This is a genomic window from Phenylobacterium zucineum HLK1 (assembly GCF_000017265.1).
Classification (GTDB): Bacteria; Pseudomonadota; Alphaproteobacteria; order Caulobacterales; family Caulobacteraceae; genus Phenylobacterium; species Phenylobacterium zucineum.
Genome location: NC_011144.1, coordinates 873867 through 898138, shown reverse-complemented (window position 1 = coordinate 898138; position 24272 = coordinate 873867). Strand labels below are relative to the sequence as shown.

The following is a 24272-nucleotide window of genomic DNA, read 5'->3' as shown; positions in this document are numbered from 1 at the left end:
TTGACGCCCCCGTCAGGTTTGATTGACAGGCCGGCGCTAACCGATCATCGTTCACTTCGCGAGAGTGCGGGCGCCGAGACCCGCCAGGAGGAGCGACCATGGACGACGCCTCGATCGACCTGCAGCGCGCGGCGCGCGACGCGGCCTATTCGATGCCGATCGAAGAGATCAATCCGGCCGATCCGGAGCTCTTCCGCACCGATACGATGTGGCCGTACTTCGAGCGGCTGCGGAAGGAAGACCCGGTCCACTGGGGCGTCTCGCCCCACGAGGACGTCGGCGGCTACTGGTCGGTGACCAAGTACAACGACATCATGGCGGTGGACACGAACCACGAGGTCTTCTCGTCCGAGCCGACCATCGTGCTGCCCGACCCGGCGGACGACTTCACCCTGCCGATGTTCATCGCCATGGACCCGCCGAAGCACGACGTGCAGCGCAAGACGGTCCAGCCGATCGTGGCGCCGAACCACCTGGCCTATCTCGAGCCGATCATCCGCGAGCGGGCGGGCAAGATCCTCGACGACCTGCCGATCGGCGAGGAGATCAACTGGGTCGACAAGGTCTCGATCGAGCTGACGACCATGACGCTTGCGACCCTGTTCGACTTCCCCTGGGAGGACCGCCGCAAGCTGACCTTCTGGTCCGACGTGGCCACCTCGGCGCCCGAGAGCGGCATCCTGGGCACCACCGACCCCGAGGAGCACGAGAACCTGCGCCGCCAGACGCTGTTCGAGTGCGTCGACTACTTCATGCGGCTGTGGAACGAGCGGGTGAACGCCCCGCCGAAGCCGGACCTGATCTCGATGCTGGCCCACGGCGAGTCCACCAAGAACATGGACCGAATGGAGTACCTCGGGAACCTGATCCTGCTGATCGTGGGCGGCAACGACACGACGCGGAACACCATCTCCGGCTCGGTGCTGGCGCTGCACCAGAACCCGGACCAGGACCGCAAGCTGCGCGAGAACCCGGGCCTGATCCCCGCGATGGTCTCCGAGACCATCCGCTGGCAGACGCCGCTGGCCTACATGCGCCGCAGGGCCAAGCGCGACTTCGAACTGGGCGGCAAGACCATCCGCGAGGGCGACAAGGTCGCCATGTGGTACGTCTCGGGCAACCGGGACGAGGAGGTCATCGACCGGCCGAACGACTACTGGATCGAGCGGCCGCGGGTGCGCCAGCACCTGTCGTTCGGCTTCGGCGTCCACCGCTGCGTGGGCAACCGCCTGGCCGAGCTGCAGCTGAAGATCATCTGGGAAGAGATCCTGGCCCGCTTCCCGCGGCTCGAGGTCGTGGGGCCGCCGCGGCGGGTCTACTCCTCGTTCGTCAAGGGCTACGAGGAACTGCCGGTGGTGATCCCCACCCGCAATTGACGGCGGCGCGGGCTTGCGCTTCAGTTCGCCCCGCTCGAGCCGGGGTGGGGCGATCCTTGGAGGACGCCCATGAGCCAAGCGCAAGCCCGCGTGCTGTTCCGCTACACGCCCGCCCTGATGGTCGCCGCCGCGGTCGGCCTGTTCGCCCTGGCCGCCTACGCCCAGACCCCGAAAGCCCCGGCGCTCGGCGCCCACCTGACCGGCGCGGCCGAGAAGCCCAAGCCCGGCGATCCCGACGGCGCGGGCCACGCCACCGTCCGCATCGACGCGGCCCAGTCTCAGGTCTGCTACGAGTTGAGCGTCGAGAAGATCGCGCCGGCCACGGCGGCCCACATCCACAAGGGCGGCCCCGACGCCGCCGGCCCGCCGGTGGTCCCGCTCACCGCGCCCGGCGCCGACGGCAAGTCCAAGGGTTGCGCCACGGCGGACGCGGCGGTCGCCAAGGACATCCAGCAGAACCCTGGCGGGTACTACGTCAACGTCCACAACGCCGAGTTCCCGGCCGGCGCCGTGCGGGGCCAGCTGACGCGCTGACGCCGCGCGCGTGAGACATTGCGCCGCGCGCCCTTGCGGCGGCCGATCATCTACCATGGCGTGCATGAGCTGGGCCGGACGCACCCTATCGGCGATCCTCGCCGTCGCCATCCCGCTGGCGGCGGGGGCCGCCGCGCCGCGGCAGGTCGGAGCCGACCTGCAGCTCGAGCCCAAGCGCCTGGTGCTCAGCGAGGCGCGCGCCACGGGCGAGGTGACGATCTCGGCTCCGGCGGGCGGGGCGTTCGACGTGAGCTTCATCGACCGGGTCATGGGCCCCGACGGGGCGCTGGTGACGGCGCAGGACGCCGTCGCCGCCACCCCGGCCCTGCGCGCCGCGGCCGCCGCGCACCGCTCGGCCCGCCCCCTCCTGGCGGCCGACGCCGCCCGCGTGGTCCTGGCGCCCGGCGAGACGCGGACGCTGACCGTGCGGCTGACCGGGACCGCCCCGTCGGCCGGGGAATACCGCACCCACCTGACGGTGACCGCCCGCGCGCCCGAAGCGGCGCGGGGGTCCGAGCCCGGTGCGGCGCCGGCGCCGCCCACCGTGCTGTGGGCCCAGTCGATCCCGGTCTTCGTGCGCAACGGCCCGGTGGACGTCCAGGCGGGGATCGCCGCGACGCACCTGCAGCGGGGGCGGGGCGCCGAGCCGGCCGTGCTGAGCTTCGACCTCGTGCGGCAGGGCGAAAGCTCGCTGTTCGGGGATGTGACCGTCAGCGCCGGCGGCCAGACGGTGGCGGTGCTCCGCGGCGTCGGCGTCTATCGCGAGATCGACCGCCGCCGGATCCGCATCGAGGCGCCCGGCCGCCTCGTCGGCCGCGAGGACCTGGAGATCGTGTTCACCGACCGCGACAGCCGCCCGGGCCAGGTGCTGGCGAGCGCGCGGGTGCCGCACGGCGCCTCCACCCAGCTGCAGGCGGCCACGCCTGGGCGGCGGCCCGCCGCCTGAGACGGCTCAGAGGCCGAGCACCATCTTGGCCATGATGTTGTGCTGGATCTCGTTCGAGCCGGCGTAGATCGAGGTCTTGCGGTAGTTGAAGTACTGCGGCGCGACGGTGGCCGCGTAGTCGGGGCCCGCGCGGAAGGCGTTGGTCTCGCCGTTCAGCTCGGCCCAGGTGTCGCGCACGAACGGCTGGGCGTAGAGGCCGGCGGCCTCCAGGGCCAGCTCGGTGATCGCCTGCTGCATCTGGCTGCCTTCCAGCTTCAGCATGGACGACACCGCCCCCATGGCCTCGCCGTTGGCGCGGCCGGCGAAGATCCGCAGTTCGGTGGCGTTCAGGGCCTCGACCTTGATCTCCACCTCCGACAGCTTCCGCCGGAAGTCGGGGTCGCCCATCATCGAACCGCCGCGGTCGGAGCGCTCGAGGCTGGCGATCTTGCGCACCTTGCGCAGCTGGTTCTGCAGGCCGGGCGCGTAGGCGTTGCCGCGCTCGAACTGCAACAGGTACTTGGCGTAGGTCCAGCCCTCGCCTTCCTTGCCGATGCGGTTGGCGACCGGCACGCGGACGTTGTCGAAGAACGTCTCGTTGATCTCCTGCTCGCCCTCGACCGGGCCGTCCAGCGTCGGGATCGGCCGGATCGAGATGCCCGGCGTCTTCATGTCGATCAGCAGGAACGAGATGCCCTTCTGGCGGATGTCCTCGTTCGAGGTCCGCACGAGGCAGAACATCCAGTCGGCCCACTGGGCCAGGGTCGTCCAGGTCTTAGAGCCGTTCAGGACATAGTGGTCGCCGTCCCGCTCGGCCTTGAGGGCCAGCGACGCGAGGTCCGAGCCCGAGCCCGGCTCGGAGTAGCCCTGGCACCACCAGACGTCGGTGGAGAGGATCTTCGGCAGGTGCTGCTGCTTCTGCTCGTCGGTCCCGAAGGCCATCACCACGGGGGCGCACATCTTGAGGCCCATGTTCGAGGTGGAGGGGGCGCCGGCCAGCGCCATCTCCATGTCGAAGACGTACTTCTTGCCGAGGCTCCAGCCCGTGCCGCCGTACTCGACCGGCCAGTCGGGCGCGATCCAGCCCTTCTCGTGCAGCTTCTTCAGCCAGCGGACCTGGCTCTCCTTGTCGAGGTAACCGTTCTTCGACTGGGCCATGCGGGCCCGCATGTCGTCGTCGTAGGCCTCGGCGATGAACGCGCGGACCTCGTCGCGGAAGGCGAGCTCTTCGGGGGAGAAATCCAGGTCCATGGCGGTCAGCCCACGCCGTCCAGGTATTCGATCTCGGGCCGGCCGGCGAGGAAGCCGGCGAACTTCGGCCCGGCGGCCTTGAAGTACTCGGTGCCGCCGTGGTGGGTCAGCGCGTCCTGGTCCTTGTAGAGCTCGAGCACCTTGTAGACGTTCGGCTCGGTGCGGCTCTTGGTGAGCTGATAGGCGATGTTGCCCGGCTCGTTGGCGCGGACCTGCCGGGCCAGCTCGGTGAAGAAGGCCTCGAACTCCGCCCCCTTGCCGTCCTGGATGGGCAGCTTGGCGATCACACCGATGGTCATTGGAGGTCCTCCCAACACTTGTTTGAACGGACGGTAGAGCCGGCCCGCCGCCGCCGCAAGACTGACGTCGCGCAACCTCGCGCGCGCCTCAGGCCAGCAGGCGCTCGAAGGCGGGGGTGAGGACTTCCTCGTAGCCCCCCGCCGCGCGGCGCAGGATCAGCGCGGCGACGTCGTGCTCGCGCGCGAAGGCCTCGGCGCGGGAGCCCAGCACCAGCAGCGCGGTGCAGAGCGCGTCGGCGTGCAGGCAGTCGCGATGGACCACCGTGGCGGCGGCCACGTCCGCGGGGAGCGGCGCGCGCGTCGCGGGATCGAGGGTGTGGGCGTAGCGGCGCCCGTCCGAGACGAAGGCGCGGCGCCAGTCGCCGGAGGTGGCGACGGAGAGGCCGTGCAGGGCGACGAGCACCGGCGGCTCGGCCAGATCCGCGTCCGGCGGCCGCTCGACCTCCACCCACCAGGGCTCGCCGTCGCCCTTCACCCCTTCCCCGCGCAGCTCGCCGCCGATCTCGAGCAGGAAGTCGCGCACGCCCAGCCCTCGCAGCGCCGCAGCGGCGAGGTCGACGCCGTAGCCCTTGGCGACGCCGGACAGGTCAAGGGCCACGCCTCCCGGCTGGAACAGCCGCCCCGCGTCCAGGCGCAGGTCCGCCCAGCCGGCGCGGGCCGCCCGCAGCGCCGTAGGGTCGGGGATCGTCGCGGCTGGCCCGGCGGGCCCGAAGCCCCACAGGTCCACGAGGTCGCCCAGGGTCGGATCGAAGGCGCCGTCACTGGTCCGCGCCAGCTCCAGGGCCGCCTCCATCACCGTCGCGAAGTCGGGCGGCAGGTCGGTCCAGCTTCCCGCCGGGGCGCGGTTGAAACGGGTAAGGTCGCTGCCCGGCTCCCACTGGCTCATCTCGGCGACCACGCGGTCGCAGGCGCCCTGCACGGCCGCCGCGACCGCGGCGTCCGACAGCCCGGCCGGCGCACGCGCCTTCAGCGTCCAGGCGACGCCCATGGTGGGACCGGACAGCGAAACCGCCCGCCCCTCGCGGGGACGGGCGGCCTCGGGCGTCAGATCGAGGGGGATCGCGACGCGGCGCATGGCTCCTAGTCGGGCAGGACCTCGAAGGTGGCGACATAGCCAAGGCTGCGGCGCTGGCCGTTCTCGCCGGGGCCCTGGACGCCCGCTTCCAGCCAATAGAGGCCGGCCTCGGGCCAGGCGATCTCGAAGACGCCGTCCGCGCCGGTCGTCGCCTTCATCTCCACGCCCTTGTCGCGGTAGCGCGTGGAGCCCAGCACGACCTCCACCTCGACCCCGGCCGCGGGCTTGCCGTCGTTGAGCAGGCGGAACTTCGCCGGTTCGCTGGCCACCAGGTCGTTGGGATGGCTGATCGGCTCCAGCTCGAGACCGCGGCCGGCGGGCTTCAGCGCCGTGGCGTTCGGCGCGCCCGAGGTGACGAAGGTCTCCACCCGGCGGAGGCTGTGGGTCACCTGCACGTCGGCGGCGTCCTTGGGGATCGCCGTGGCGAGCTGGGCCGCCGGGCCGCGCCAGCGCTTGGTCTCGCCGCCCTGCTTGTACGAGGCCATGGCGCTCTCGGCGACGTTGGCGATCCGATAGGTGCCGGGCTTGGCCAGCTGGACGTCGAAGGTCGAGCGGTACTTGCCCGTCGAGCCGTTGCGGATCTCCACCGGCTGGCCGTCGGGGCCGGTCACCCGGACGCCTTCCAGCCGCATCGGCACGTGGTCGGCGTAGAACAGCGTGTTGGAGACCGCCGCATCGACCGTAACCCACGGATCGGCGGCCGAGAGCACGGTCGCGGAGGGGGCGAGCCACATCCGGTGGGCGTGGGCGGCCGGGGCCGCGGCGAGGCTCACGAGGGCGGCCACGGCGGCCGCGCGGAAGGCGTTGGACATCGGTCGGTTTCTCCTGAGGGAGCTGCGCATCAGGGCTTGGCGGTGACGGTGACGGCGCCCAGCTCGGACGCGCCGGAGGCCGAGGCGGGCCGGGCGGCGCCCTTCGGCGGCCAGGTGAAGGGCACGCGGACGACCTCGCGGCCGCCCACCTCGCGCGCGGCCTCGACGGCCAGGACGTACTGGCCGGGCTTGACGCCCGCCATCTCACGCGCGCCGAACACAACCTGGTGTTTGCCCGGGGCCTTGGTCGGACCGCTGACGCCGTCGGCCGGCAGGGCGAGGCTGCGCCCGGCCTTGCGCCACCAGGTGCGCATGTCCTTCAGCCAGGTCGTCCCTTCGCGGTTCTTGAGCTTGACGTCGTACCAGACGGCCAGGGTCTTCACCGCGACCTGGTCCGGCCCCTCGATCCAGAGGGCCACATAGGGGCGGTGGTACTCGGCCACCGCCAGCTTGGGGATCTCGACGCTGACAGCCAGCTCGGCGGCGTTCGCCGCGGCCGGGACCGCGGCGGCTCCGGCGGCGGCGGCGAACAGGGTCGGACGCTTGACGCGCATGCGCACTCCTCAGTGGATCAGGAACAGGGCCAGTAGGACGGGGATCACCAGGCCCAGGCCCACCAGCGGCCACGTCGACTTGCGGGCGTGGGCGTGGAGCTGCAGCAGCAGCAGGCCGGTGATCGAGAAGACGATCGAGGCCACGGCGAAGATGTCGATGAACCAGGCCCAGGCGGTCCCGGTGTTGCGGCCCTTGTGCAGGTCGTTGAGGTAGGCGATCCAGCCGCGGTCGGTGTGCTCGTAGGCCACCGCGCCCGTCTGGGTCTCCAGCGTCACCCAGCCGTCCGAGCCCGGGCCCGGCAGCGCCACATAGGCCTCGCCCGCCGACCACTCGACGGGACCGGCCGGCGCCTTGACCTTCATCTCGTCCGAGAGCCAGCGGCGGACCTCGGCGGGCAGCTCGCCGCCGCCCGCCTCCGCCGCCTGCAGAGCGGACAGCAGCCCCGTCGGCAGGTCGCCCTCGCGGGTGACCGTCTTCGGCTCGGCCCTGATGTCGGCGGCGTGGTTGAGGGTGATGCCGGTCACGGCGAACAGCAGCATGCCCACCAGGCACACCGCCGCGCTGATCCAATGCCACTGGACCACCTGGCGCAGAAAGGCGGCGCGCTTCTGAGCCCGGCGCTTGGCGCGAGCCTTCTCGGCGGCGGCCGCGGCCTGGGGGGCGTCCTGGGCGGCGTCGGCGGGCTGGGGAGGTGTGACGACGTTCAACGGCGGCTGCGAGGTGAGTTGCGAACGCCTCGCATTATCACGCCCAAGCCGCTTGGCAAGGCTTCAGGCCCGCGGGATCTCAGATTCCGGAGGGGGAAGCGGCGCGGCCGCGCCTCAGCGGCGCTCGTTCCAGCCGTAGGCGACCCAGTGGTGGCCGCCCAGATGGCGGGCCTCGATCACGCCGTCGCCGGCGGTCCGGCGCGCGCGCGCCCGGCGGGCCCGCAGCGCGAGGCCGGCGAAGGCCAGGAGGGCCGAGGTCATCACCGCGATCACCGCCACCGTGGCCGCCGCGAAGACGGCCAGGACGGCGCCCACGATCACCGCGGCGGCCGTGGCGAGCGTCGCGCCGACGGCGGCGAGGCTGCGCAGGGCGGATCCGTTACGGGCGGCGAATTGGTTCACCATGACGTTCCTCAACAGCCCTAGAGGGCCTGTAACTCTCTATCTCAGCCCGCAGGTTCTCGGCGTCAACCTTCGGAAAGGCTTAACAGGGCCTGCGAAGCCATCATGCCGCGCCTTCGAGCCGCATCGCCTTGCGCTCGCGCAAGATCTGGTCGTAGGCCGCGTTGATCGCCGCGGCCTTGGCCTCGGCGACCTCGACGAACTCGCTGGGCAGCCCGCGCGCCCTCGCGCGGTCGGGGTGCGCCTCGGAAAGCTGGGCCTTCCAGGCGGCGCGGATCGCCTCGTCCGAGGCGTCGGGGGCGACGCCCAGGATCACATAGGGATCGTCGTTGGCCGCCCCCAGGTGAGTGGCCTTCAATCGCCGAAATGTGAGCGGCGAGAGGCCGAACAGCTCGCAGACCCGCTCCAGATAGGCGAGTTCGTCGCCGGTGACCGCCCCGTCCGAGGCGGCGATATGGAACAGGCCGTCCAGGACGTCCTCGAGCAGCTGCGGGCAGGCGCCGTAGCGCTTCCTCAGCCGGCGGGCGTAGCTCTCGAAGCCGCGTGTGGTCTGGCGGGCGAGCTGGTAGAGTCGCCGGACATTGCCCTCGCTGCCGGGTTCGGACTGGAAGACGGTGGCGAAGACGTCGAACTCGTCGGCGTGGGCCTCGCCGTCGGCCTTGGCGAGCTTGGCCCCAAGCGCGGTCACGGCCGTCGAAAACGCGGGGTCTTCGCCGGGCAACCCGGGCGGGCACTGGTCGCACTCCGCCTCGTCGATCCTGCGGACGGCGAGCCCAGCTATCTTGCGCCAGAAGCTCATGTGACTAAGCGGAAGCCTTAGGACTATGGCGGGGCCATGACAATGACGGGCCGAGGTTAAGTTTTGGACAGGCGCTTCAGTTTCTGGATCGACCGCGGCGGGACTTTCACCGACGTCATCGGCCGCGCCGACGACGGGGCGGAGACCTCGCTGAAACTACTGTCGGCCTCCCCCGCCTATACGGACTCGGCGGTCGAAGGGATGCGCCGGATCCTGGGCGCCGCGCCGGGAGCGCCCTTCCCCGCCCACCGCGTCGAGGCGATCAAGATGGGCACGACGGTCGCCACCAACGCCCTCCTGGAGCGGCGGGGCGCGAAGACCCTGCTCGTCACCACCCGCGGCTTCGCCGACGCCCTGGCCATCGGCGACCAGGCGCGGCCCGAGCTGTTCGCCCTGACGATCGAGAAGCCCGCGCCGCTCTACGCCGGCGTCGTGGAGGCCGACGAGCGGCTGGGCGCCGACGGCGTCGTGGTGCGGCCGCTGGACGCCGAGGCCCTGCGCGCGCAGCTCGCGGCCGCGGTCGCCGAGGGTTTCACCTCGGCCGCCATCGCCTTCCTGCACGCCGACCTCAATCCCGAGCACGAGCGGGCGGCGGGCGAGATCGCCCGTGCGGCCGGCTTCGAGTTCGTGGCCCTGAGCCACGAGGTCTCGCCCTTGCCCCGCTTCGTCCCGCGCGCCGAGACGACCGTGGCCGACGCCTACCTGACCCCCGTCCTGCAGGCCTATGTCCGGCGGGTCGCCGAGGCCGTGGAGGGCGCGCCGCTCTACTTCATGACCTCGGCCGGGGGCCTCGTCCGGGCCGAAGCGTTCCGCGGCCGCGACGCCGTGGTCTCCGGCCCGGCCGGCGGGGTGGTGGGCGTCGCCCGCACCGCGGACGCCGCCGGCGCCGAGGCGGTGCTGGGCTTCGACATGGGCGGCACCTCGACCGACGTGTGCCGGTTCGCCGGGGCGCTGGAGCGGCGCGACACCGCCAGGGTGGCCGGGGCCAGGCTGCGCGCGCCGATGCTGGACGTGGAGACGGTGGCGGCGGGCGGCGGCTCGGTGCTGGCGTTCGACGGCATGCGCGCCCGGGCGGGCCCGGCCAGCGCGGGGGCCGACCCCGGCCCCGCCTGCTACGGCCGCGGCGGGCCGGCGGCGGTGACCGACGCGAACCTGGCGCTGGGCCGGCTCGACCCGCGCTTCTTCCCCAGCGTGTTCGGCCGAGCGGGCGATGCGCCGCTGGACCCTGAGGCGAGCCGGGCGCGGCTGGCCGACCTGGCGCAGGCCATGGGCGCCGAAAGTCTCGAGGCGGCCGCCGAGGGCTTCGTCGCCGTCGCCGTCGAACAGATGGCCCAGGCCATCCGGCGCATCTCCACCGAGCGCGGCTTCGACCCGCGGTCGCACGCGCTGGTGGCGTTCGGCGGGGCCGCCGGCCAGGTCGCCTGCCAGACGGCCGAGGCCCTGGGCGTCGCCGAGGTGCTGTGCCCGCGGTACGGCAGCGTTCTGTCGGCGTGGGGCATCGGCCAGGCGCAGGTCACGGCGCTGCGCCAGGCCGGCCTGGAGGCGACCCTGGACGCCGCGGGGCTCGCCCGCGCCGAAGCCCTGCTGGATGGGGTGGAGGCGCAGGCGCGGCGCGCGCTGGCCGAGCAGGGCGCCGAGGCCGGCGCCGTGCGCCGCACCCTGCGCCTGCGCTACGACGGCGCCGACGCCGAGCTGCCGGTCTCGCCGGGCGATGCGCCCAAGGACCTCCGGGCCGAGTTCGAGGCGGCCCACCAGCGCCTGTTCGGTTTCGTGGAGCCGCAGCGGACCATCCTGATCGCGGCGGTGGAGGCCGAGGCGCAAAGTGACGAGGGGCCGCGCGCGCCCCGCCGGGAAGCCTCCCAACCGGCCCACGCTCATCCGGCCGTCGCCGGCGGGCGCCTTCTCCCGCAAGGGGAGAAGGTTCGCCTGTACGCCCAGGGCGCCTGGCATGATGCGCCGGTGATCGCGGCCGAGGCGCTGGCGGAGGCGGAGGGCCCGGCGCTGATCGTCCGGCCCGACACCCAGATCGCGGTCCTGCCCGGCTGGCGGGCCAGGGCCGAGACGGACGGGCTGGTCCGGCTCGTCCGCACCTCGGCCGGGGCGGCGCAGGCCATCGCGCTGGACCGGCCCGATCCGGTGACCCTCGAGCTGTTCAACCGCCGCTTCATGGGCGTGGCCGAGGCCATGGGCGCGGCCCTGGAGCGCACGGCGCAATCGGTGAACATCAAGGAGCGGCTGGACTTCTCCTGCGCCCTGTTCGACGCCGACGGGGGCCTGGTGGCCAACGCGCCGCACATGCCGGTGCACCTGGGCTCGATGGGCGCCTCGGTGCGGGCGGTGCGCGACCGCCATCCCGACCTGAAGCCCGGCGAGGCCTTCGCGCTCAACAACCCCTACGCCGGCGGCACGCACCTGCCGGACATTACCGTCGTCATGCCGGTGTTCATGGCCGAGCGCGACGCGGCGGCCTCGTTCTACGTCGCCGCCAGGGGCCACCATGCCGACGTGGGCGGAGTGCAGCCCGGCTCGATGCCGCCCTTCTCGAAGACCATCGAGGACGAGGGCGTGCTGCTGGACGCCCTGCCGATCATGCGCGGCGGGCGGTTCCTCGACGCCGAGGTCCGGGCGGCTCTGACGGCCGGCCGCTTCCCGGCGAGGGCCCCGGACCGCAACCTCGCCGACCTGAAGGCCCAGGTCGCCGCCTGCCAGGCGGGGGCCGCCGCGGTCGCCGAGATGATCCGCACCCATGGCCCTGAGGCCGTCGCCCGTTACATGGGCTTCGTGCAGGAGAACGCCGCCGAGGCGGTTCGCCGGGCGATCGGCCGGCTGAGGGACGGCGCCGCGGAGGCGCCGATGGACGGCGGCGGGCGGGTGGTGGTGCGAACCACCGTCGATCCCGCCGCGCGCGAGGCGGTGCTGGACTTCCGGGAGAGCGCCGACCAGCTTCCCAGCAACTTCAACGCCCCCTCGGCGATCGTGGACGCGGCCGCGCTCTACGTGTTCCGCACCCTGGTGGACGACGACATCCCGCTGAACGCCGGGTGCCTGAGGCCGCTGAGGATCCTGACCCGCGAGGGCTCGATGCTGGACCCGCGCCCGCCTGCGGCCGTGGTGGCCGGCAACGTCGAGACCAGCCAGCACGTGGTGGACGCGCTCTACGCCGCCCTCGGCGTCATGGCCAACGCGCAGGGGTCGATGAACAACTTCACCTTCGGCGACGAGACCCGGCAGTACTACGAGACCATCTGCGGCGGGGCCGGCGCGACCGCGGCGGCCGACGGCGCGGACGCGGTCCACACCCACATGACCAACTCGCGCCTGACCGATCCCGAGATCCTGGAGCGGCGCTTCCCGGTGCGGGTGGAGCATTTCGGCGTCCGCCACGGCTCGGGCGGGGCCGGGGCGCGGCGCGGCGGCGACGGGGCGGTCCGGCGCGTCCGCTTCCTGGCGCCCATGGAGACGGCCCTGCTCTCCTCCCGCCGCGAGCACGCCCCGCAGGGCCTGGCGGGCGGGTCGCCCGGCCTGCCCGGCCGGCAGCGTTTGATCCGCGCATCGGGCGAGGCTAGTGAACTTCCCGGCTGCTTCTCCGTTACGGTGGAGCTTGGCGACGCGATCGAGATCGAGACCCCGGGGGGCGGGGGCTACGGCCCTCCTCGATAGTCCGGCGCGAAGCTGACAAGATTCCCGAGCACAAGGTTCCGCATGACGCCGCTTGCCATCGCCCTCGCCCTCTTCGCCCAGGCCGAACCCGCCGCCGCTGCGCCGGCCCCGCAGCCGGAGGAGCGCTGGCCCACCGGCGCGCCGCGCGAGGACTATCAGTTCGTCGCCTGGTGCTACGGGGCCCTGCGCGGCTACCTCGACCTGCACGACGAGGTGATGCCCGAGGTCACCCGCATCGAGAAGCAGTTCCGCCGTCCCGGCACGAGCCTGGAGGCCGATCTGAAGGTCTACGCCGACATGCAGAAGGACGGCCGCCAGAAGCTGACGCTGTTCCAGTCCGCCCTGACCGCCGCCGAGAAGGCCTCGCCCCGCCCGATCAACGCCGCCGGCGCCGAGGCGGTGAAGCGCGGCCGCTCCGTGTGGACCGCCGGGCCCGACGTCACCAAGGCGCGCAAGGCCCAGGAGTGGATGAGCTGGGCCCTGCCGGCCAAGTGCGAGACCACGGCCAAGACGCTGGAGCAGCGCGCCGCCCTGATGGGCTCGGCCTTCCGGGTGAACACCGTCGAGGGCGCCCCGGCCGCGGACGAACCGGCTCCCGAGGCCGACGCCGCACCGGCCGAAGCCCAACCCGCCGAAGCGACCGAGCCGCCGACCGCCGGCTAGGCCGGCGGCCCCGCACCATGCTTCTCGCCTGGATCGCCGGGGCCAGCCTGGCCGCCTTCGCCGCCTTCGCCGCCGACAAGCGCGCCGCGGTGCGCGGCGAGCGGCGCACGCCCGAGACGACCCTGCTGCTGCTGGCCGCCATCGGCGGCTCGCCCGGCGCGATCGCGGCCCAGCAGATCCTGCGCCACAAGACCCGCAAGGAGCCGTTCCGCAGCCTCCTGTGGTCGGTGGCCGCGGCCCAGGCCGCCGCGGCGCTCTGGATCGCCGTCGCGGGCTAGGCGCCCTCGGGCTCGGGCGGCTTCTCCTCGTTGCGGGCGAGGATGGCGGTCACCGCCATGTCGCCGGTGACGTTGCCGACGGTGCGGAAGATGTCGGGCACGACCTCCACCGCCAGCAGGATCGGCAGCAGTTCGATCGGCAGGCCCAGCGCCAGGCAGATCGGCGCCACGCTGATGATGAACGAGACCTGCCCCGGCAGGCCGACCGAGCCGACGCTGACCGCCAGGGCCACCAGTACCGCCCCGGCGTACTGCAGGGCCGAGGGCTGGATGCCGTAGACGTGGGCCACGAAGATCGCCACGGCCAGGTTCACCACCGGGCTCGTGAAGCGGAACACCGCCACCGCCAGCGGCAGGACGAGGCCGGCGATCCGCTGGGGCACGCCCAGGTCGTCGCGGGTCCGTTCGATCATCGCCGGCAGGCAGGCCAGCGAGGACTGGGTGGCGAAGGCGGTGGCCAGCACCGGCCCCGTCGCCCGCGCCCAGCGGCCCAGCGGCACCCGCCCGATGGTCACCGCCAGGATGTAGGCCACGACGCTGATCCCCGCCCCGGCCAGGGAGGCCACGGCGATGTAGTGGCCGAGCACGCCGGCCGCGCCGACGCCGGCCCGCAGGCCCACGCCCAGCGCCAGGCAGAAGACGCCGACCGGCCCGGCCCACAGCACCCAGCGCACGATGATGATCATCGCCTCGCCGAGCGTCTGGAACACCTCGATCACGGTGCGGCCGCGCTCGGCAGGCAGGCGGGTGAGCGCAAATCCGGTGAAGATGGCGAACACCACCAGCGGCAGGACGGCGTCCTCGGCGGCGGCCTTCACCGGGTTGGAGGGCGCAAGGCTCTTCACCCAGGCGACGAAGTCCGGCGTCGCCGCCTCGGCGGGCACGGCCTGGGCGCCGGCGCGCAGGGCCGCCGCGCCCTCGGCGCTGACCGGCCAGAGCGCCAGGACGCCGTGAACGAACACCAGGCTGAAGGCGCAGGCGAGCAGCAAGAGGCCGGCGAACCAGCCCACGGCGCGGGCGGCGAGCTTGCCCGTGGCCGCCGCGTCGGAGACCTGGGCGATGCCGGTGACCAGGACGGCGAAGATCAGCGGGATGACGGTCATCCGCAGGGCGTTCAGCCACAGCCCGCCGAACGCCTCGACCGACTCGATGACCCGGGCCACGCCCGCCCCGCCGTACGCCGCGCCCGCCGCGCCGATCGCCAGTCCCAGGACGAGGCCGATCAGCACGCGGACGCTCAGGGATTTGAAGATGCGCAACCACAGCCCTCCGGAAGAGGCGCGATCTGGCCCGCAACGGGCCTGCGCCGCAAGAGCCGAGCCGGGCTCAGCCCTGCAGGATCCGGCGGGTGGTCTCCTGGATGGCGCCGTAGCACTCGCAGGCGCAGGCCTCGATCCCCTCCCGGTCGAGGACGCGGATGCGCCCCCGCGAGTACGAGATGACGCCGCGGGCCTGGAGCTGCATGGCCACGCCCGTCACCGTGGTGCGCTGCACGCCCAGCATGATCGCCAGGTGCTCCTGGGTCAGCGGCAGGACGTCGGAATCCAGCCGGTCCTGGGTCAGCAGCAGCCACCGGCACAGCCGCTTCTCGGCCGGGTGCAGGGCGTTGCAGGCCGTCGAGCGCGCCGCCTGCAGCAGGCTGGCCTGCCCGTGCTGGACGATGGCCCGGGTGAGTGCCGGGCTGTTCGCGGCCGCCGCCTGCAGCGTCGCGGTGGGCACGCGCCAGCAGTCGCCGCTCACCTGCACGATCATCCGCTCGAAGGCGATCCGCGAGCCGAGGCTGTGCAGGAGGCCGTAGCCGCCCTCCCGGCCCAGCGTGCGGCTCTCCACCTGGCCGCCGTCGCGCATCAGCACCACGACCGAGAGGATGCAGTCGATCGGCAGGTAGACGTGCGACACCGGCTGGTCCGGCTCGGTCAGCACGTCGTTCTGGCGCAGCGACAGGCGCTCCAGGGCCGGTTCGATGGCGGCCAGGTCGCGCGCGTCGAGGCTGTCCAGGAAGTGGTTGATGCGGCTCACCCGACCACAACGCCCTGCGGCGAGCGGCGTTCACCGGGGAACAGCCTGCCCCGTCGCCCGGTTGTGCCGGGCAGGTCCACGAGATGCATGAATCCAAGTCAGCCTACAGCGAACCGATGACGGCCGTTCCGGTGGAGGGCGAGGTGGTGATCCTCGGTCCCAAGGCCGTGGCGCTCTCCATGACGCCCGATGCCGCCGAGGAATCCGCCCGCCGTCTCATGGCCGCCGCCGCGCAGGCCCGCGGCCAGGTGCGGCAGGCCTAGGCGCTTCTCCCGCCTCCTCCCCCATTGGGGGAGGACGGGGTGCGTGGCGGGATCGGCTTAGGCGCGCCGCTGGTAGCGCATGGCAAGGGAGGCGCCCTCGGCGGGGTCGGCCTCGCGCAGGCGGTCGGCCACGTGGCTCAGGGCCTCGTCCTGGCCGGCGAAGCGGGCGATCTCCTCGCCCTCGCGGCGGACGATCCACTCGCCGGCGCTTTCCACGACTTCGAACTTCAACGCCGACGCTCCGGAAACCTGAGCGCCCGGTATGGGGATTGCTGCGCCGCAACAACAGGACGGAAGGTCGCAGGCCCGCGTCAGGGCGCCGCAGGCGCCGGCGCCTCCCGGATCGGGACGTCCACGTCGCAGACGGTGAACGCCGCGCCCTTCTCCCGCTTCAGGGCCGCCAGGCGCGCGGCGAAGGCGGGGCCGGCCGGGTCCAGCGCCTGCAGCCTCGGCCGCTCGGCCGGCGGCAGGTCGGCGGCGACGCGCACCTTCAGCATCAGGTCGGGGACCTTCGGCGGCTCGCCAACGGCGACCGTCAGCACCGCCTCCTGGCCCTGCACCACCCGGCCCCAGACCGTGTATTCGTGGTCCAGCCGCCGGGCCGGGGCGCGCATGAAGAAGATCTCGGAGTTGGCGGTCCCGGGATCGGCCTGCCGGCCCATGCCGGCCACGCCCGGGCAGTAGGCGCCCCAGCCGCGGATCCGCCCGTCCGGCAGCCGCACGCCGGCGAAGGGGACGGCGCCCACGAGGCCCTCGATCCCGTCGCTGCGCTCGACCACGATCGTGGCGGCCTCGGCGGGAATGCGGAACTGGAACTCCGGCGGCAGGTCGGGATGGGCCGAGGTCCCGCCGTCGCGGTTGTTCGGGTTGCCGGTCTGGGCGACGAAGCCGTCGATCACCCGGTGGAACTGCAGGCCGTCGTAGACGCCCTCGCGCGCCAGGGTCTTCACTCGCGCCACCGCCTGGGGCGCCATGGCGGGGGCCATCTCCACCACGACCCGCCCCTTGGTGGTCTCGATGACCAGCGCAGTCTCGGGGTCGAGGTCGCGCCAGTCGCCCGCGCCCATCAGTCCCACCGCCGCGATCGCCACGCCCAGCGTCCGAAGCATCCGCGTCTCCCCCCTCAATCCGGGCGCCAGAATGGTGCAGCGCCCGGCGACGTCTCAACCCCTTTCGCGCGCATCGCGCGGGGGCCGAGGCGATTGATCCACAATGGAAAAGAGCCGCCGTACCGGTTTTGTTCTGAATACCACGAGGCGTCGTGCGCGCCAAATTTCTCGCGGCCCCTCCCCGGCGGGGCACCGGGCGAGGCACGGGGGCGGGGCACGGGGGCGGGGCTGGCCGGCGGGCGCAGCGGATGGGGCAAGCCCCCTCCACCGCTTCGCGGTCCCCCTCCCCCGACGGGGGAGGAGGGGCGGCGCGCGCGGCGGCTCACGCGCACGGCGGCTCACACACGAACGGGCGCGCGGCGGATGGAGCGGCGATGTCGGTAAGCTTGAGGAGCGCAGTTAACGGCCGGCTGCGTCCGGCGGCCTCCTCGCACGGAGGGGCCATAACGCCCGGGATGTCCCCGCCCCGCCACCGGCCCCCTCGCGGCCGGTATGACTGGGGTCTTGAAAGGACCCCCGCCCGGGCTCAGGTCCGGGCGACGATCGCTTCCAGGGTCTGGACGCGGCTGTCCATGTCCTCGACCAGGCGGCGGGCCAGGTCGCGTACGCCGGGCGGGTAGGCCTCGCCGCCCTCGGCGATCTCGGCGGCCATCTGCTCCACCTCGACGAGCTGGGCGGACAGCGCCTTGATGTGGTCCTTGGCGAGCTGCTTGGCCTCCTGCTGGAGGCGCCGCACGCGCTGGGCGACGGTCTCGGCCTTCGGAACGCTGGGACTGACTTTCAGGTCGTTGTCGGCGACCACGCTGAGAGACGGTGACATTCTCAAGTACCTCAAATCCCCAACCCAAGGTCTCGGGAGGGCCCGCGTCCCACGACGGTCCGCTGGAAGGCCTTCCTCGCCTTGCTGCCCCAAAGTTACGTCCTGAGACAGCACAGGTTCCCTGTCAGCCGCATGAACGGCGCCAGTTAAGCCTGTTACCGGGCTAGGTGGGGATTTGTGGCCACGGTGTGTAGTTAAGGGGTGTGACTAACGTCACAGCGGAGGCGGGCAGGACGTGGCCTGTCCCCTCTCCCGCCATGGGGCGGACTGGCGCCTACCGCCGGCCTCGCCCTTTCCTGAACTGTTCCTGCTTTTCGGCGCGCGCTTCGGCGCGCACGCGTTTGACGGCTTCCTTGTCGCCGCTCTCGCCTTCGCCGGCGAGGGCGTCGGCGGCGAACTCGAGGTCGAGGAGCTTGAGGCGCTTGATCTCGTCGCGCAGGCGGGCGGCTTCCTCGAATTCGAGGTTGGCGGCCGCCTCCTTCATGCGGTTCTCGAGGTCGCGCAGGGTGGTCTTGAAGTTGTCGCCCAGGAACGGCTTGCCGTCCTCGGCCACGCCGACGGGGACGGTGACGCGGTCCTTCTCGTAGGGGCTGGCGAGGATGTCCTTGATCTGGCTCTTCACGCTCTCGGGCGTGATGCCGTGCTCGAGGTTGTAGGCCATCTGCTTCTCGCGCCGGCGCTGGGTCTCGGCCATGGCGCGTTCCATGGAGCCGGTGACGCTGTCGGCGTAGAGGATGACCCGGCCGTCCACGTTCCGCGCGGCGCGGCCGATGGTCTGGATCAGGGAGGTCTCCGAGCGGAGGAAGCCCTCCTTGTCGGCGTCGAGGATGGCCACGAGGCCGCACTCGGGGATGTCGAGGCCCTCGCGCAGCAGGTTGATGCCCACCAGGATGTCGAAGGCGCCGAGCCGCAGGTCGCGGATGATCTCGATGCGCTCCAGGGTGTCCACGTCGGAGTGCATGTAGCGGACCCGCAGGCCCTGCTCGTGCATGAACTCCGTCAGGTCCTCGGCCATCTTCTTGGTCAGGACGGTGATCAGGCTGCGGTAGCCGCGGGCCGCCGTCTGGCGCACCTCGTCGATCACGTCGTCCACCTGGGAGAAGCCGTCCTTGCTGACCGGGCGCACCTCCACCGGCGGGTCGATCAGGCCGGTGGGGCGGATCACCTGCTCGGCGAAGACGCCGCCGGTCTTCTCCATCTCCCACGGGCCGGGGGTGGCCGAGACGTGGACGGTGTCCGGCCGCATGGCGTCCCACTCCTCGAACTTGAGCGGGCGGTTGTCGATGCAGGAAGGCAGGCGGAAGCCGAACTCGGCCAGGGTCCACTTGCGGCGGTAGTCGCCCCGGTACATGGCGCCGATCTGCGGCACCGTCTGGTGGCTCTCGTCCACGAACAGCAGGGCGTTGTCGGGGATGTACTCGAAGAACGTCGGCGGCGGCTCGCCGGGCCGGCGGCCGGTGAGGTAGCGGGAGTAGTTCTCGATGCCGGCGCAGGAGCCGGTGGCCTCGATCATCTCCAGGTCGAAGGTGGTGCGCTGTTCGAGGCGCTGGGCCTCCAGCAGCTTGCCGTTGGCGACAAGCCAGTCGAGACGCTCCTTCAGCTCGACCTTGATCTGGTTGATGGCCTGGCGGAGCGTCGGCCTGGGCGTCACGTAGTGGCTGTTGGCGTAGATCTTCACGCCCTGCAGTTCGGCGGTCTTCTTGCCGGTCAGCGGGTCGAACTCGACGATCGCCTCGACCTCGTCGCCGAAGAGGCTGATGCGCCAGGCGCGATCCTCGTAGTGGGCCGGGAAGATCTCGATGGTGTCGCCGCGGCGGCGGAACGTGCCGCGCTCGAACGCCTGGTCGTTGCGCTTGTACTGGAGGGCCACGAGGTCCCCCATCAGCTTCTTCTCGTCCACCCGGTCGCCGGGCTTCAGCTGGAAGGTCATGGCCGAGTAGGTCTCGACCGAGCCGATGCCGTAGATGCAGGAGACCGAGGCCACGACGATGACGTCGTCGCGCTCCAGGATCGCGCGGGTGGCCGAGTGGCGCATCCGGTCGATCTGCTCGTTAATCGAGCTGTCCTTCTCGATGTAGGTGTCGGTCCGGGGCACGTAGGCCTCGGGCTGGTAGTAGTCGTAGTACGAGACGAAGAACTCGACCGCGTTCTCGGGGAAGAAGCTCCTGAACTCGGAATAGAGCTGGGCGGCGAGGGTCTTATTGGGGGCGAGGATCAGCGCCGGGCGCTGCGTCTCCTCGATCACCTTGGCCATGGTGAAGGTCTTGCCCGAGCCGGTGACACCGAGCAGGACCTGGTCGTGCTCGCGGCCCTCCAGGCCCTCGACGAGCTCGCGGATCGCCTGCGGCTGGTCGCCGGCCGGCTGGTAATCGGAGACGAGCTTGAACCGGCGGCCGCCCTCGCTCTTCTCCGGCCGCTCCGGACGGTGCGGCTTCCAGAGCAGCGGCATGGTGTTCTCGTCGTAGTCGAACGCCGCGGACATGTCCGAGACGCCGGCCGGGGCTGCTGTGCGGGGCATGGGGCGAAAGGTAGGCTCTGCAGGGTCTCTCCGCCACCCTAACGCACAGGCCTGCTGACATGGCATGGCAGGAGGGTGGGGGGCGCCGCCCACCCTTCCCACCCTTCCCACTGGCGTGGGAACGGAACGGGATGGGGGGCTAGGCCAGCAGGTCGCGGTAGTCCGGGCTGCGATTCAGCCAAGCGGCGGCGTAGCCGCAGATGGGGACGATCCTCACCCCCGCGTCGCGGGCGCGGGCGCCGATGGCCTGCATCAGGCGGCCCGAGGCCCCGGTGCCGCGTAGGGGCGGCGGGGCGAACACGTAGTCGATGTAGAGGGTCCCGTCCTTCAGGCGGTAGTCGGCGTAGGACGTGTGGCCCTGCTCATCCATCTCGTAGCGGTCGCCGGTGTCGCGCAGCTCGGCCATGTGGTGCTCCTCCTTCGGGGCTGAAACCCGCTCGCGCGGCGGATGGCTCCCGGACTAAGGTCCGGGCTCCACGGAGGAGATGCAAGATGCGCCGAACGCTGGTCCTGTCCCTGTCCCTGGCCGCCCTGTCCCCGCTCGTCCTGGCCGCCTGCCAGAAGAAGACCGAGACCGCCGAGGCGCCCGCCGCCCAGGCGCCCTCGGCCGCCCTGCCCGCCCCCGGCGCCGCCGCGCCGCCGGCCCGCAAGCCCGGCCTCTGGAGCCAGACGGTGACCACTGCCGGCATGAGCCAGACGATGAAGATCTGCTTCGACGAGGCCACCGACCGACGGATGGCGGTCTACGGCCAGACGGTGGACCAGGACCGCTGCGAGAAGAACGTGGTGACGCCGATCGCCGGCGGCTGGCGGTTCGAGAGCGTCTGCGACATGGGCTCGGGCGGCAAGGCGACGACCTCGGGAACGGCCACGGGCGACTTCGCCAGCCGCTACGAGGTCAAGGCGGTCACCGAGACCACCGGCGCCCAGGCTCCGCAGATGAACGGCCGCCACGAGATGACCCTGACCGCCGCCTGGGAAGGCCCCTGCCCAGCCGGCATGGCCCCCGGCGACATGCAGCTCCCCGGCGGCATGACCATCAACATGAACGCGGCGGGGTAACGGGATCCAAGTCCGCCCCTCCTCCCCCGTCGGGGGAGGGGGACCATGCGCAGCATGGTGGTGGGGGCTTGCCGGCGGCTCGGCGGATGGGGCTAGGCCCCCTCCACCGCTTCGCGGTCCCCCTCCCCCGACGGGGGAGGAGGGGGTCGGCTCAGGCCAGCTCCACCGCCATCGCGGTGGCTTCGCCGCCGCCGATGCAGAGGGAGGCGAGGCCGCGCTTGCCGCCGCGCGCTTCCAAGGCGGCCAGCAGGGTGGCGAGGATGCGGGCGCCCGAGGCGCCGATCGGGTGGCCGAGGGCGCAGGCGCCGCCGTTGACGTTGAGCTTGTCGCGGTCGATGCCCAGCTCGCGCTCGGCGATCATGGCGACGACGGCGAAGGCCTCGTTGACCTCGAACAGGTCGACGTCGTCCACGCTCCAGCCGGCGCGCTTCAGCGCCTTCTGCATGGCGGGGACCGGGGCGGTGGTGAACAGGCCCGGCTCGTGGGCGTGGGCGCCGTGGCCGGCGATGCGCGCGACGACCTTCAGGCCAAGCGCCTTCGCCACGCTCTCGCGGGTCATGACGAGGGCCGCGGCGCCGTCCGAGATCGAGCTGGCGTTGGCCGCCGTGATGGCGCCGTCCCTGGCGAAGGCCGGCTTCAGGGTCGGGATCTTGGCCGGGTCGGCCTTCAGCGGCTGCTCGTCATGCTCGACGGTGGCCGTCCCCTTGCGGTCGGTGACCTGGACCGGGACGATCTCCTTCGCGAAGGCGCCGGACTCCGTGGCCGCCTTGGCGCGCTTGAGCGAGCCGATCGCGTACTCGTCCATGGCCTCGCGGGTGAACTGGTACTGCTTCGCCGTCTCCTCGGCGAAGGAGCCCATCAGCCGGCCGGGTTCGTAGGCGTCCTCCAGCCCGTCGAGGTACATGTGGTCGTACATGGTGTCGTGGCCGATGCGGGCGCCGGCGCGGTGCTTCAGCATCAGGTACGGGGCGTTCGTCATGCTCTCCATACCGCCCGCGACGATCACGTCCGCCGAGCCGGCGGCGAGGGCGTCGTGCGCCAGGATCGCGGCCTGCATGCCCGAACCGCACATCTTGTTGACCGTGGTCGCCTCGACCGACTTGGGCAGGCCCGCGCCGAGGGCGGCCTGGCGCGCCGGCGCCTGGCCGAGGCCCGCGGGCAGGACGCAGCCCATGACGATCTGCTCGATCTGGTCCGGCTGGGCCCCGGCGCGCTCGACGGCGGCCCTGACGGCGGCGGCGCCGAGCTCGGTGGCCTTGGCGGCGGACAGCACGCCCTGGAAGCCGCCCATGGGCGTGCGGGCGTACGACGCGATGACGACGGGATCGGAGGCTTGGGTCATGCCGCCGATATAATTCAGCGGCCGGTGAAACAGAAGGTCACGTTGCGGACGGCGCAACGATCAAGAAGACCGCCGGAGACGCCGCGCCAGCGGCGGCTCCGTATCTGAACACCAAGACCACAAAGATCACCAAGGACACGAAGGGGGCCCCTCTTGGTGGTCTTCGTGCGCTTCGTGACCTTGGTGTCGAAGGACGGCTTCGCCGTCAGGCGTCGCGCACCGTGCCGGCGATGAAGCCGCCGCCGAGGACGCGGGTGGGGGATTCGGGGGCGTAGAGGACGCAGGCCTGGCCGGGGGCGACGCCTTCCTCGGGGTTGTCGAAGACCACGCCGGGGACGCCGTCCACCAGGGAGAGGCGGCCCGGGACCGGCTCGCGGGTCGAGCGGACGCGGGCCAGCACCGGCCGGCCGGCCTCGCACGCCGCCTCGATGGAGGGGCCGCCGCCGATCCAGTTGGTCTCCTTCAGGCCGAGGGCCCGGGTCAGCAGCGCCTCGCGCGGGCCGACGACCACCTGGCGCGCGTCGGCGTCGATGCGGACGACGAACAGCGGATCGCCGACGGCGACGTTCAGCCCCCGGCGCTGGCCGATGGTGTAGCGGGTGACGCCCTCGTGCCGGCCGAGCACCCGGCCGTCGAGGTGCACGATGTCGCCCGGCTCCGCGCCCTGCGGGCGCAGGCGGTCGATGATGGTCGTGTAGCGGCCTTCCGGCACGAAGCAGATGTCCTGGCTGTCCGGCTTGTCGGCGACGGCCAGCCCCAGCTCGGCGGCGGCGGCGCGCACGGCCGGCTTCGGCATCGCCCCCAGCGGGAAGCGCAGGTAGTCCAGCTGCTCGGCCGTGGTGGCGAACAGGAAGTAGGACTGGTCGCGCGCCGGGTCGGCGGCGCGGTGCAGTTCGGGTCCCTCCGCGCCCGCCTCGCGGCGGACGTAGTGGCCGGTGGCCATGGCCTGGGCGCCCAGGTCGCGGGCCACGTCCAGCAGGTCGCGGAACTTGACCGTCTGGTTGCAGCGGATGCAGGGGATCGGCGTCTCGCCGCGCAGGTAGGCGTCGGCGAAGTCCTCGATGACCTGCTGCTTGAAGCGGCTCTCGTAGTCCAGGACGTAGTGCGGGATGCCGATGCCCTCGGCGGCCGTGCGGGCGTCGTGGATGTCCTGGCCGGCGCAGCAGGCGCCCTTCTTCTGGACCGCCGCGCCGTGGTCGTAGAGCTGCAGGGTCACGCCCACCACGTCGTAGCCGGCCCGCGCCAGCAGCGCGGCGGTGACGGTGGAGTCCACCCCGCCGGACATGGCCGCGACGATCCGCGTGCCGGCCGGCAGGCCCACGGCCGCCCGCGCGGCCTCGACGAGGCCGTCGGACAGACGCTCGGCGTTGATCGTGACGGGAACGCTGCAGACGCTCATGGGCGCCTATGTAGCGGCTGGGCCTTCGCTTTTCGAGGGCGGCCTGGATCTGCGTCGGATTCTGACACTCGGATTCGTGATCGCCCGGCCGTCATGGAAGTGCTGTAGACTACGGGCATCGTCGGCAAGTTCGAAGAGGCGCCGGCGACGAGAGACCCGAGACCCGAGCTCCCGCCTCATCCGACTTTCATCGGGGGATGAGCCATGAGTTCCTACCGCATCTATGTCCTGAACCGACAGGACCGCATCGCCGACGAGATCGAAGGCCAGTTCCCGACCGACCGCGCCGCGCTCGAGCGGGCGGAGGAGGTGCTGACCGGCCGCTACGCCGCCGAGGTCTGGCATGGCGAGCGGCTGGTCGCGCGCCTCGGCGGCTGCCTGGAGCTGGGCCGGACCGCCTGAGC

The 24272-nt window shown here is 72.2% G+C and carries 26 protein-coding genes; 9 read left to right on the top strand and 17 right to left on the bottom strand.

Annotation, left to right across the window (positions count from 1 at the left end):
- The first annotated feature begins 98 nt into the window (after positions 1-98).
- From PHZ_RS04430 to PHZ_RS04420, 3 genes are all read left to right on the top strand, one after another.
- On the top strand, positions 99-1376 hold the full coding sequence (locus PHZ_RS04430) for a cytochrome P450 (RefSeq protein ID WP_012521375.1): 1278 nt from the start codon (positions 99-101) through the stop codon (positions 1374-1376).
- 69 nt (positions 1377-1445) lie between these two features.
- On the top strand, positions 1446-1910 hold the full coding sequence (locus PHZ_RS04425) for a CHRD domain-containing protein (RefSeq protein ID WP_049758135.1): 465 nt from the start codon (positions 1446-1448) through the stop codon (positions 1908-1910).
- A 64-nt stretch (positions 1911-1974) separates the two neighbouring features.
- The gene (locus PHZ_RS04420; RefSeq protein ID WP_049758134.1) at positions 1975-2856 is read left to right on the top strand and encodes a hypothetical protein; all 882 of its coding nucleotides are present in this window, start codon (positions 1975-1977) and stop codon (positions 2854-2856) included.
- Positions 2857-2862: 6 nt separating this feature from the next.
- Here PHZ_RS04420 and PHZ_RS04415 read toward each other — a convergent pair whose 3' ends face one another.
- From PHZ_RS04415 to PHZ_RS04380, 8 genes are all read right to left on the bottom strand, one after another.
- Complete coding sequence (locus tag PHZ_RS04415) at positions 2863-4086, bottom strand: acyl-CoA dehydrogenase family protein (RefSeq protein WP_012521372.1); 1224 nt, start codon at positions 4084-4086, stop codon at positions 2863-2865.
- 5 nt (positions 4087-4091) lie between these two features.
- A complete protein-coding gene (locus PHZ_RS04410; protein ID WP_012521371.1) occupies positions 4092-4385 on the bottom strand; it encodes a putative quinol monooxygenase in 294 nt (97 codons plus the stop codon).
- A gap of 88 nt (positions 4386-4473) precedes the next feature.
- Positions 4474-5460: an FAD:protein FMN transferase gene (locus PHZ_RS04405; RefSeq protein ID WP_012521370.1), complete on the bottom strand. Its 987-nt coding sequence runs from the start codon at positions 5458-5460 to the stop codon at positions 4474-4476.
- A gap of 5 nt (positions 5461-5465) precedes the next feature.
- Complete coding sequence (locus PHZ_RS04400) at positions 5466-6272, bottom strand: DUF4198 domain-containing protein (RefSeq protein WP_012521369.1); 807 nt, start codon at positions 6270-6272, stop codon at positions 5466-5468.
- 29 nt (positions 6273-6301) lie between these two features.
- Positions 6302-6826: a DUF2271 domain-containing protein gene (locus PHZ_RS04395; RefSeq protein WP_012521368.1), complete on the bottom strand. Its 525-nt coding sequence runs from the start codon at positions 6824-6826 to the stop codon at positions 6302-6304.
- Positions 6827-6835: 9 nt separating this feature from the next.
- A complete protein-coding gene (locus PHZ_RS04390) occupies positions 6836-7534 on the bottom strand; it encodes a PepSY-associated TM helix domain-containing protein (protein WP_012521367.1) in 699 nt (232 codons plus the stop codon).
- Positions 7535-7648: 114 nt separating this feature from the next.
- Positions 7649-7936 (bottom strand): hypothetical protein, encoded by a 288-nt coding sequence (locus PHZ_RS04385; RefSeq protein ID WP_236611871.1) that lies wholly within the window; start codon positions 7934-7936, stop codon positions 7649-7651.
- Between the two features lie 103 nt (positions 7937-8039).
- Positions 8040-8735, bottom strand: a complete 696-nt coding sequence (locus PHZ_RS04380; protein ID WP_012521365.1) for a molecular chaperone DjiA — start codon at positions 8733-8735, stop codon at positions 8040-8042.
- A 63-nt stretch (positions 8736-8798) separates the two neighbouring features.
- Between PHZ_RS04380 and PHZ_RS04375 the strand changes: the two genes are divergently transcribed.
- The 3 genes from PHZ_RS04375 to PHZ_RS04365 are packed head-to-tail and all read left to right on the top strand — an operon-like array spanning position 8799 to position 13336.
- Positions 8799-12395, top strand: a complete 3597-nt coding sequence (locus PHZ_RS04375) for a hydantoinase B/oxoprolinase family protein (protein WP_012521364.1) — start codon at positions 8799-8801, stop codon at positions 12393-12395.
- Positions 12396-12437: 42 nt separating this feature from the next.
- Entirely contained in the window at positions 12438-13058 is a 621-nt protein-coding gene (locus PHZ_RS04370) for a hypothetical protein (protein WP_012521363.1), read from the top strand.
- 17 nt (positions 13059-13075) lie between these two features.
- Positions 13076-13336, top strand: coding sequence for a DUF1294 domain-containing protein (locus tag PHZ_RS04365; protein ID WP_012521362.1), 261 nt, complete (start codon positions 13076-13078; stop codon positions 13334-13336).
- Here PHZ_RS04365 and PHZ_RS04360 read toward each other — a convergent pair.
- Positions 13333-14595, bottom strand: a complete 1263-nt coding sequence (locus PHZ_RS04360; protein ID WP_012521361.1) for a dicarboxylate/amino acid:cation symporter — start codon at positions 14593-14595, stop codon at positions 13333-13335. The two genes, PHZ_RS04365 and PHZ_RS04360, sit on opposite strands and share 4 nt — an antisense overlap.
- 67 nt (positions 14596-14662) lie before the next feature.
- Complete coding sequence (locus tag PHZ_RS04355; protein WP_012521360.1) at positions 14663-15355, bottom strand: Crp/Fnr family transcriptional regulator; 693 nt, start codon at positions 15353-15355, stop codon at positions 14663-14665.
- Between the two features lie 116 nt (positions 15356-15471).
- Here PHZ_RS04355 and PHZ_RS22995 point away from each other — a divergent pair, with 116 nt between their 5' ends.
- Entirely contained in the window at positions 15472-15618 is a 147-nt protein-coding gene (locus PHZ_RS22995) for a hypothetical protein (RefSeq protein WP_183280987.1), read from the top strand.
- Between the two features lie 57 nt (positions 15619-15675).
- Here PHZ_RS22995 and PHZ_RS22990 read toward each other — a convergent pair whose 3' ends face one another.
- The 5 genes from PHZ_RS22990 to PHZ_RS04330 form a co-directional block, all read right to left on the bottom strand.
- Complete coding sequence (locus tag PHZ_RS22990) at positions 15676-15849, bottom strand: hypothetical protein (protein WP_183280986.1); 174 nt, start codon at positions 15847-15849, stop codon at positions 15676-15678.
- A gap of 80 nt (positions 15850-15929) precedes the next feature.
- On the bottom strand, positions 15930-16727 hold the full coding sequence (locus PHZ_RS04345) for a peptidylprolyl isomerase (protein WP_049758133.1): 798 nt from the start codon (positions 16725-16727) through the stop codon (positions 15930-15932).
- A 526-nt stretch (positions 16728-17253) separates the two neighbouring features.
- Positions 17254-17547 (bottom strand): hypothetical protein, encoded by a 294-nt coding sequence (locus PHZ_RS04340; protein WP_041373154.1) that lies wholly within the window; start codon positions 17545-17547, stop codon positions 17254-17256.
- Between the two features lie 274 nt (positions 17548-17821).
- Positions 17822-20065: an excinuclease ABC subunit UvrB gene (uvrB, locus tag PHZ_RS04335; protein WP_012521358.1), complete on the bottom strand. Its 2244-nt coding sequence runs from the start codon at positions 20063-20065 to the stop codon at positions 17822-17824.
- Between the two features lie 139 nt (positions 20066-20204).
- Complete coding sequence (locus PHZ_RS04330; protein ID WP_012521357.1) at positions 20205-20471, bottom strand: GNAT family N-acetyltransferase; 267 nt, start codon at positions 20469-20471, stop codon at positions 20205-20207.
- An 86-nt stretch (positions 20472-20557) separates the two neighbouring features.
- Here PHZ_RS04330 and PHZ_RS04325 point away from each other — a divergent pair, with 86 nt between their 5' ends.
- The gene (locus PHZ_RS04325) at positions 20558-21127 is read left to right on the top strand and encodes a DUF3617 domain-containing protein (protein WP_012521356.1); all 570 of its coding nucleotides are present in this window, start codon (positions 20558-20560) and stop codon (positions 21125-21127) included.
- 151 nt (positions 21128-21278) lie between these two features.
- Here PHZ_RS04325 and PHZ_RS04320 read toward each other — a convergent pair whose 3' ends face one another.
- Both PHZ_RS04320 and mnmA read right to left on the bottom strand, forming a co-directional pair.
- Positions 21279-22469 (bottom strand): acetyl-CoA C-acyltransferase, encoded by a 1191-nt coding sequence (locus PHZ_RS04320; protein ID WP_012521355.1) that lies wholly within the window; start codon positions 22467-22469, stop codon positions 21279-21281.
- A gap of 205 nt (positions 22470-22674) precedes the next feature.
- Positions 22675-23868: a tRNA 2-thiouridine(34) synthase MnmA gene (gene mnmA, locus PHZ_RS04315; protein ID WP_049758132.1), complete on the bottom strand. Its 1194-nt coding sequence runs from the start codon at positions 23866-23868 to the stop codon at positions 22675-22677.
- A 204-nt stretch (positions 23869-24072) separates the two neighbouring features.
- On the opposite strand from mnmA, the gene PHZ_RS04310 reads away from it, so the two are divergent.
- Complete coding sequence (locus PHZ_RS04310; protein WP_041373152.1) at positions 24073-24270, top strand: hypothetical protein; 198 nt, start codon at positions 24073-24075, stop codon at positions 24268-24270.
- The last annotated feature ends 2 nt before the right edge of the window (positions 24271-24272 follow it).

What these genes read in the sequence shown, in the direction of transcription:
- PHZ_RS04340 (WP_041373154.1), bottom strand. Translation starts at nt 17,547, where the DNA reads ATGTCACCGTCTCTCAGCGTGGTCGCCGACAACGACCTGAAAGTCAGT.
- mnmA (WP_049758132.1), bottom strand. Translation starts at nt 23,868, where the DNA reads ATGAGCGTCTGCAGCGTTCCCGTCACGATCAACGCCGAGCGTCTGTCC.
- PHZ_RS04420 (WP_049758134.1), top strand. Translation starts at nt 1,975, where the DNA reads ATGAGCTGGGCCGGACGCACCCTATCGGCGATCCTCGCCGTCGCCATC.
- PHZ_RS04395 (WP_012521368.1), bottom strand. Translation starts at nt 6,826, where the DNA reads ATGCGCGTCAAGCGTCCGACCCTGTTCGCCGCCGCCGCCGGAGCCGCC.
- uvrB (WP_012521358.1), bottom strand. Translation starts at nt 20,065, where the DNA reads ATGCCCCGCACAGCAGCCCCGGCCGGCGTCTCGGACATGTCCGCGGCG.
- PHZ_RS04380 (WP_012521365.1), bottom strand. Translation starts at nt 8,735, where the DNA reads ATGAGCTTCTGGCGCAAGATAGCTGGGCTCGCCGTCCGCAGGATCGAC.
- PHZ_RS04425 (WP_049758135.1), top strand. Translation starts at nt 1,446, where the DNA reads ATGAGCCAAGCGCAAGCCCGCGTGCTGTTCCGCTACACGCCCGCCCTG.
- PHZ_RS04345 (WP_049758133.1), bottom strand. Translation starts at nt 16,727, where the DNA reads ATGCTTCGGACGCTGGGCGTGGCGATCGCGGCGGTGGGACTGATGGGC.
- PHZ_RS04370 (WP_012521363.1), top strand. Translation starts at nt 12,438, where the DNA reads ATGACGCCGCTTGCCATCGCCCTCGCCCTCTTCGCCCAGGCCGAACCC.
- PHZ_RS04430 (WP_012521375.1), top strand. Translation starts at nt 99, where the DNA reads ATGGACGACGCCTCGATCGACCTGCAGCGCGCGGCGCGCGACGCGGCC.
- PHZ_RS04365 (WP_012521362.1), top strand. Translation starts at nt 13,076, where the DNA reads ATGCTTCTCGCCTGGATCGCCGGGGCCAGCCTGGCCGCCTTCGCCGCC.
- PHZ_RS22995 (WP_183280987.1), top strand. Translation starts at nt 15,472, where the DNA reads ATGACGGCCGTTCCGGTGGAGGGCGAGGTGGTGATCCTCGGTCCCAAG.
- PHZ_RS04325 (WP_012521356.1), top strand. Translation starts at nt 20,558, where the DNA reads ATGCGCCGAACGCTGGTCCTGTCCCTGTCCCTGGCCGCCCTGTCCCCG.
- PHZ_RS04405 (WP_012521370.1), bottom strand. Translation starts at nt 5,460, where the DNA reads ATGCGCCGCGTCGCGATCCCCCTCGATCTGACGCCCGAGGCCGCCCGT.
- PHZ_RS04310 (WP_041373152.1), top strand. Translation starts at nt 24,073, where the DNA reads ATGAGTTCCTACCGCATCTATGTCCTGAACCGACAGGACCGCATCGCC.
- PHZ_RS04415 (WP_012521372.1), bottom strand. Translation starts at nt 4,086, where the DNA reads ATGGACCTGGATTTCTCCCCCGAAGAGCTCGCCTTCCGCGACGAGGTC.
- PHZ_RS04320 (WP_012521355.1), bottom strand. Translation starts at nt 22,469, where the DNA reads ATGACCCAAGCCTCCGATCCCGTCGTCATCGCGTCGTACGCCCGCACG.
- PHZ_RS04410 (WP_012521371.1), bottom strand. Translation starts at nt 4,385, where the DNA reads ATGACCATCGGTGTGATCGCCAAGCTGCCCATCCAGGACGGCAAGGGG.
- PHZ_RS04330 (WP_012521357.1), bottom strand. Translation starts at nt 20,471, where the DNA reads ATGGCCGAGCTGCGCGACACCGGCGACCGCTACGAGATGGATGAGCAG.
- PHZ_RS04400 (WP_012521369.1), bottom strand. Translation starts at nt 6,272, where the DNA reads ATGTCCAACGCCTTCCGCGCGGCCGCCGTGGCCGCCCTCGTGAGCCTC.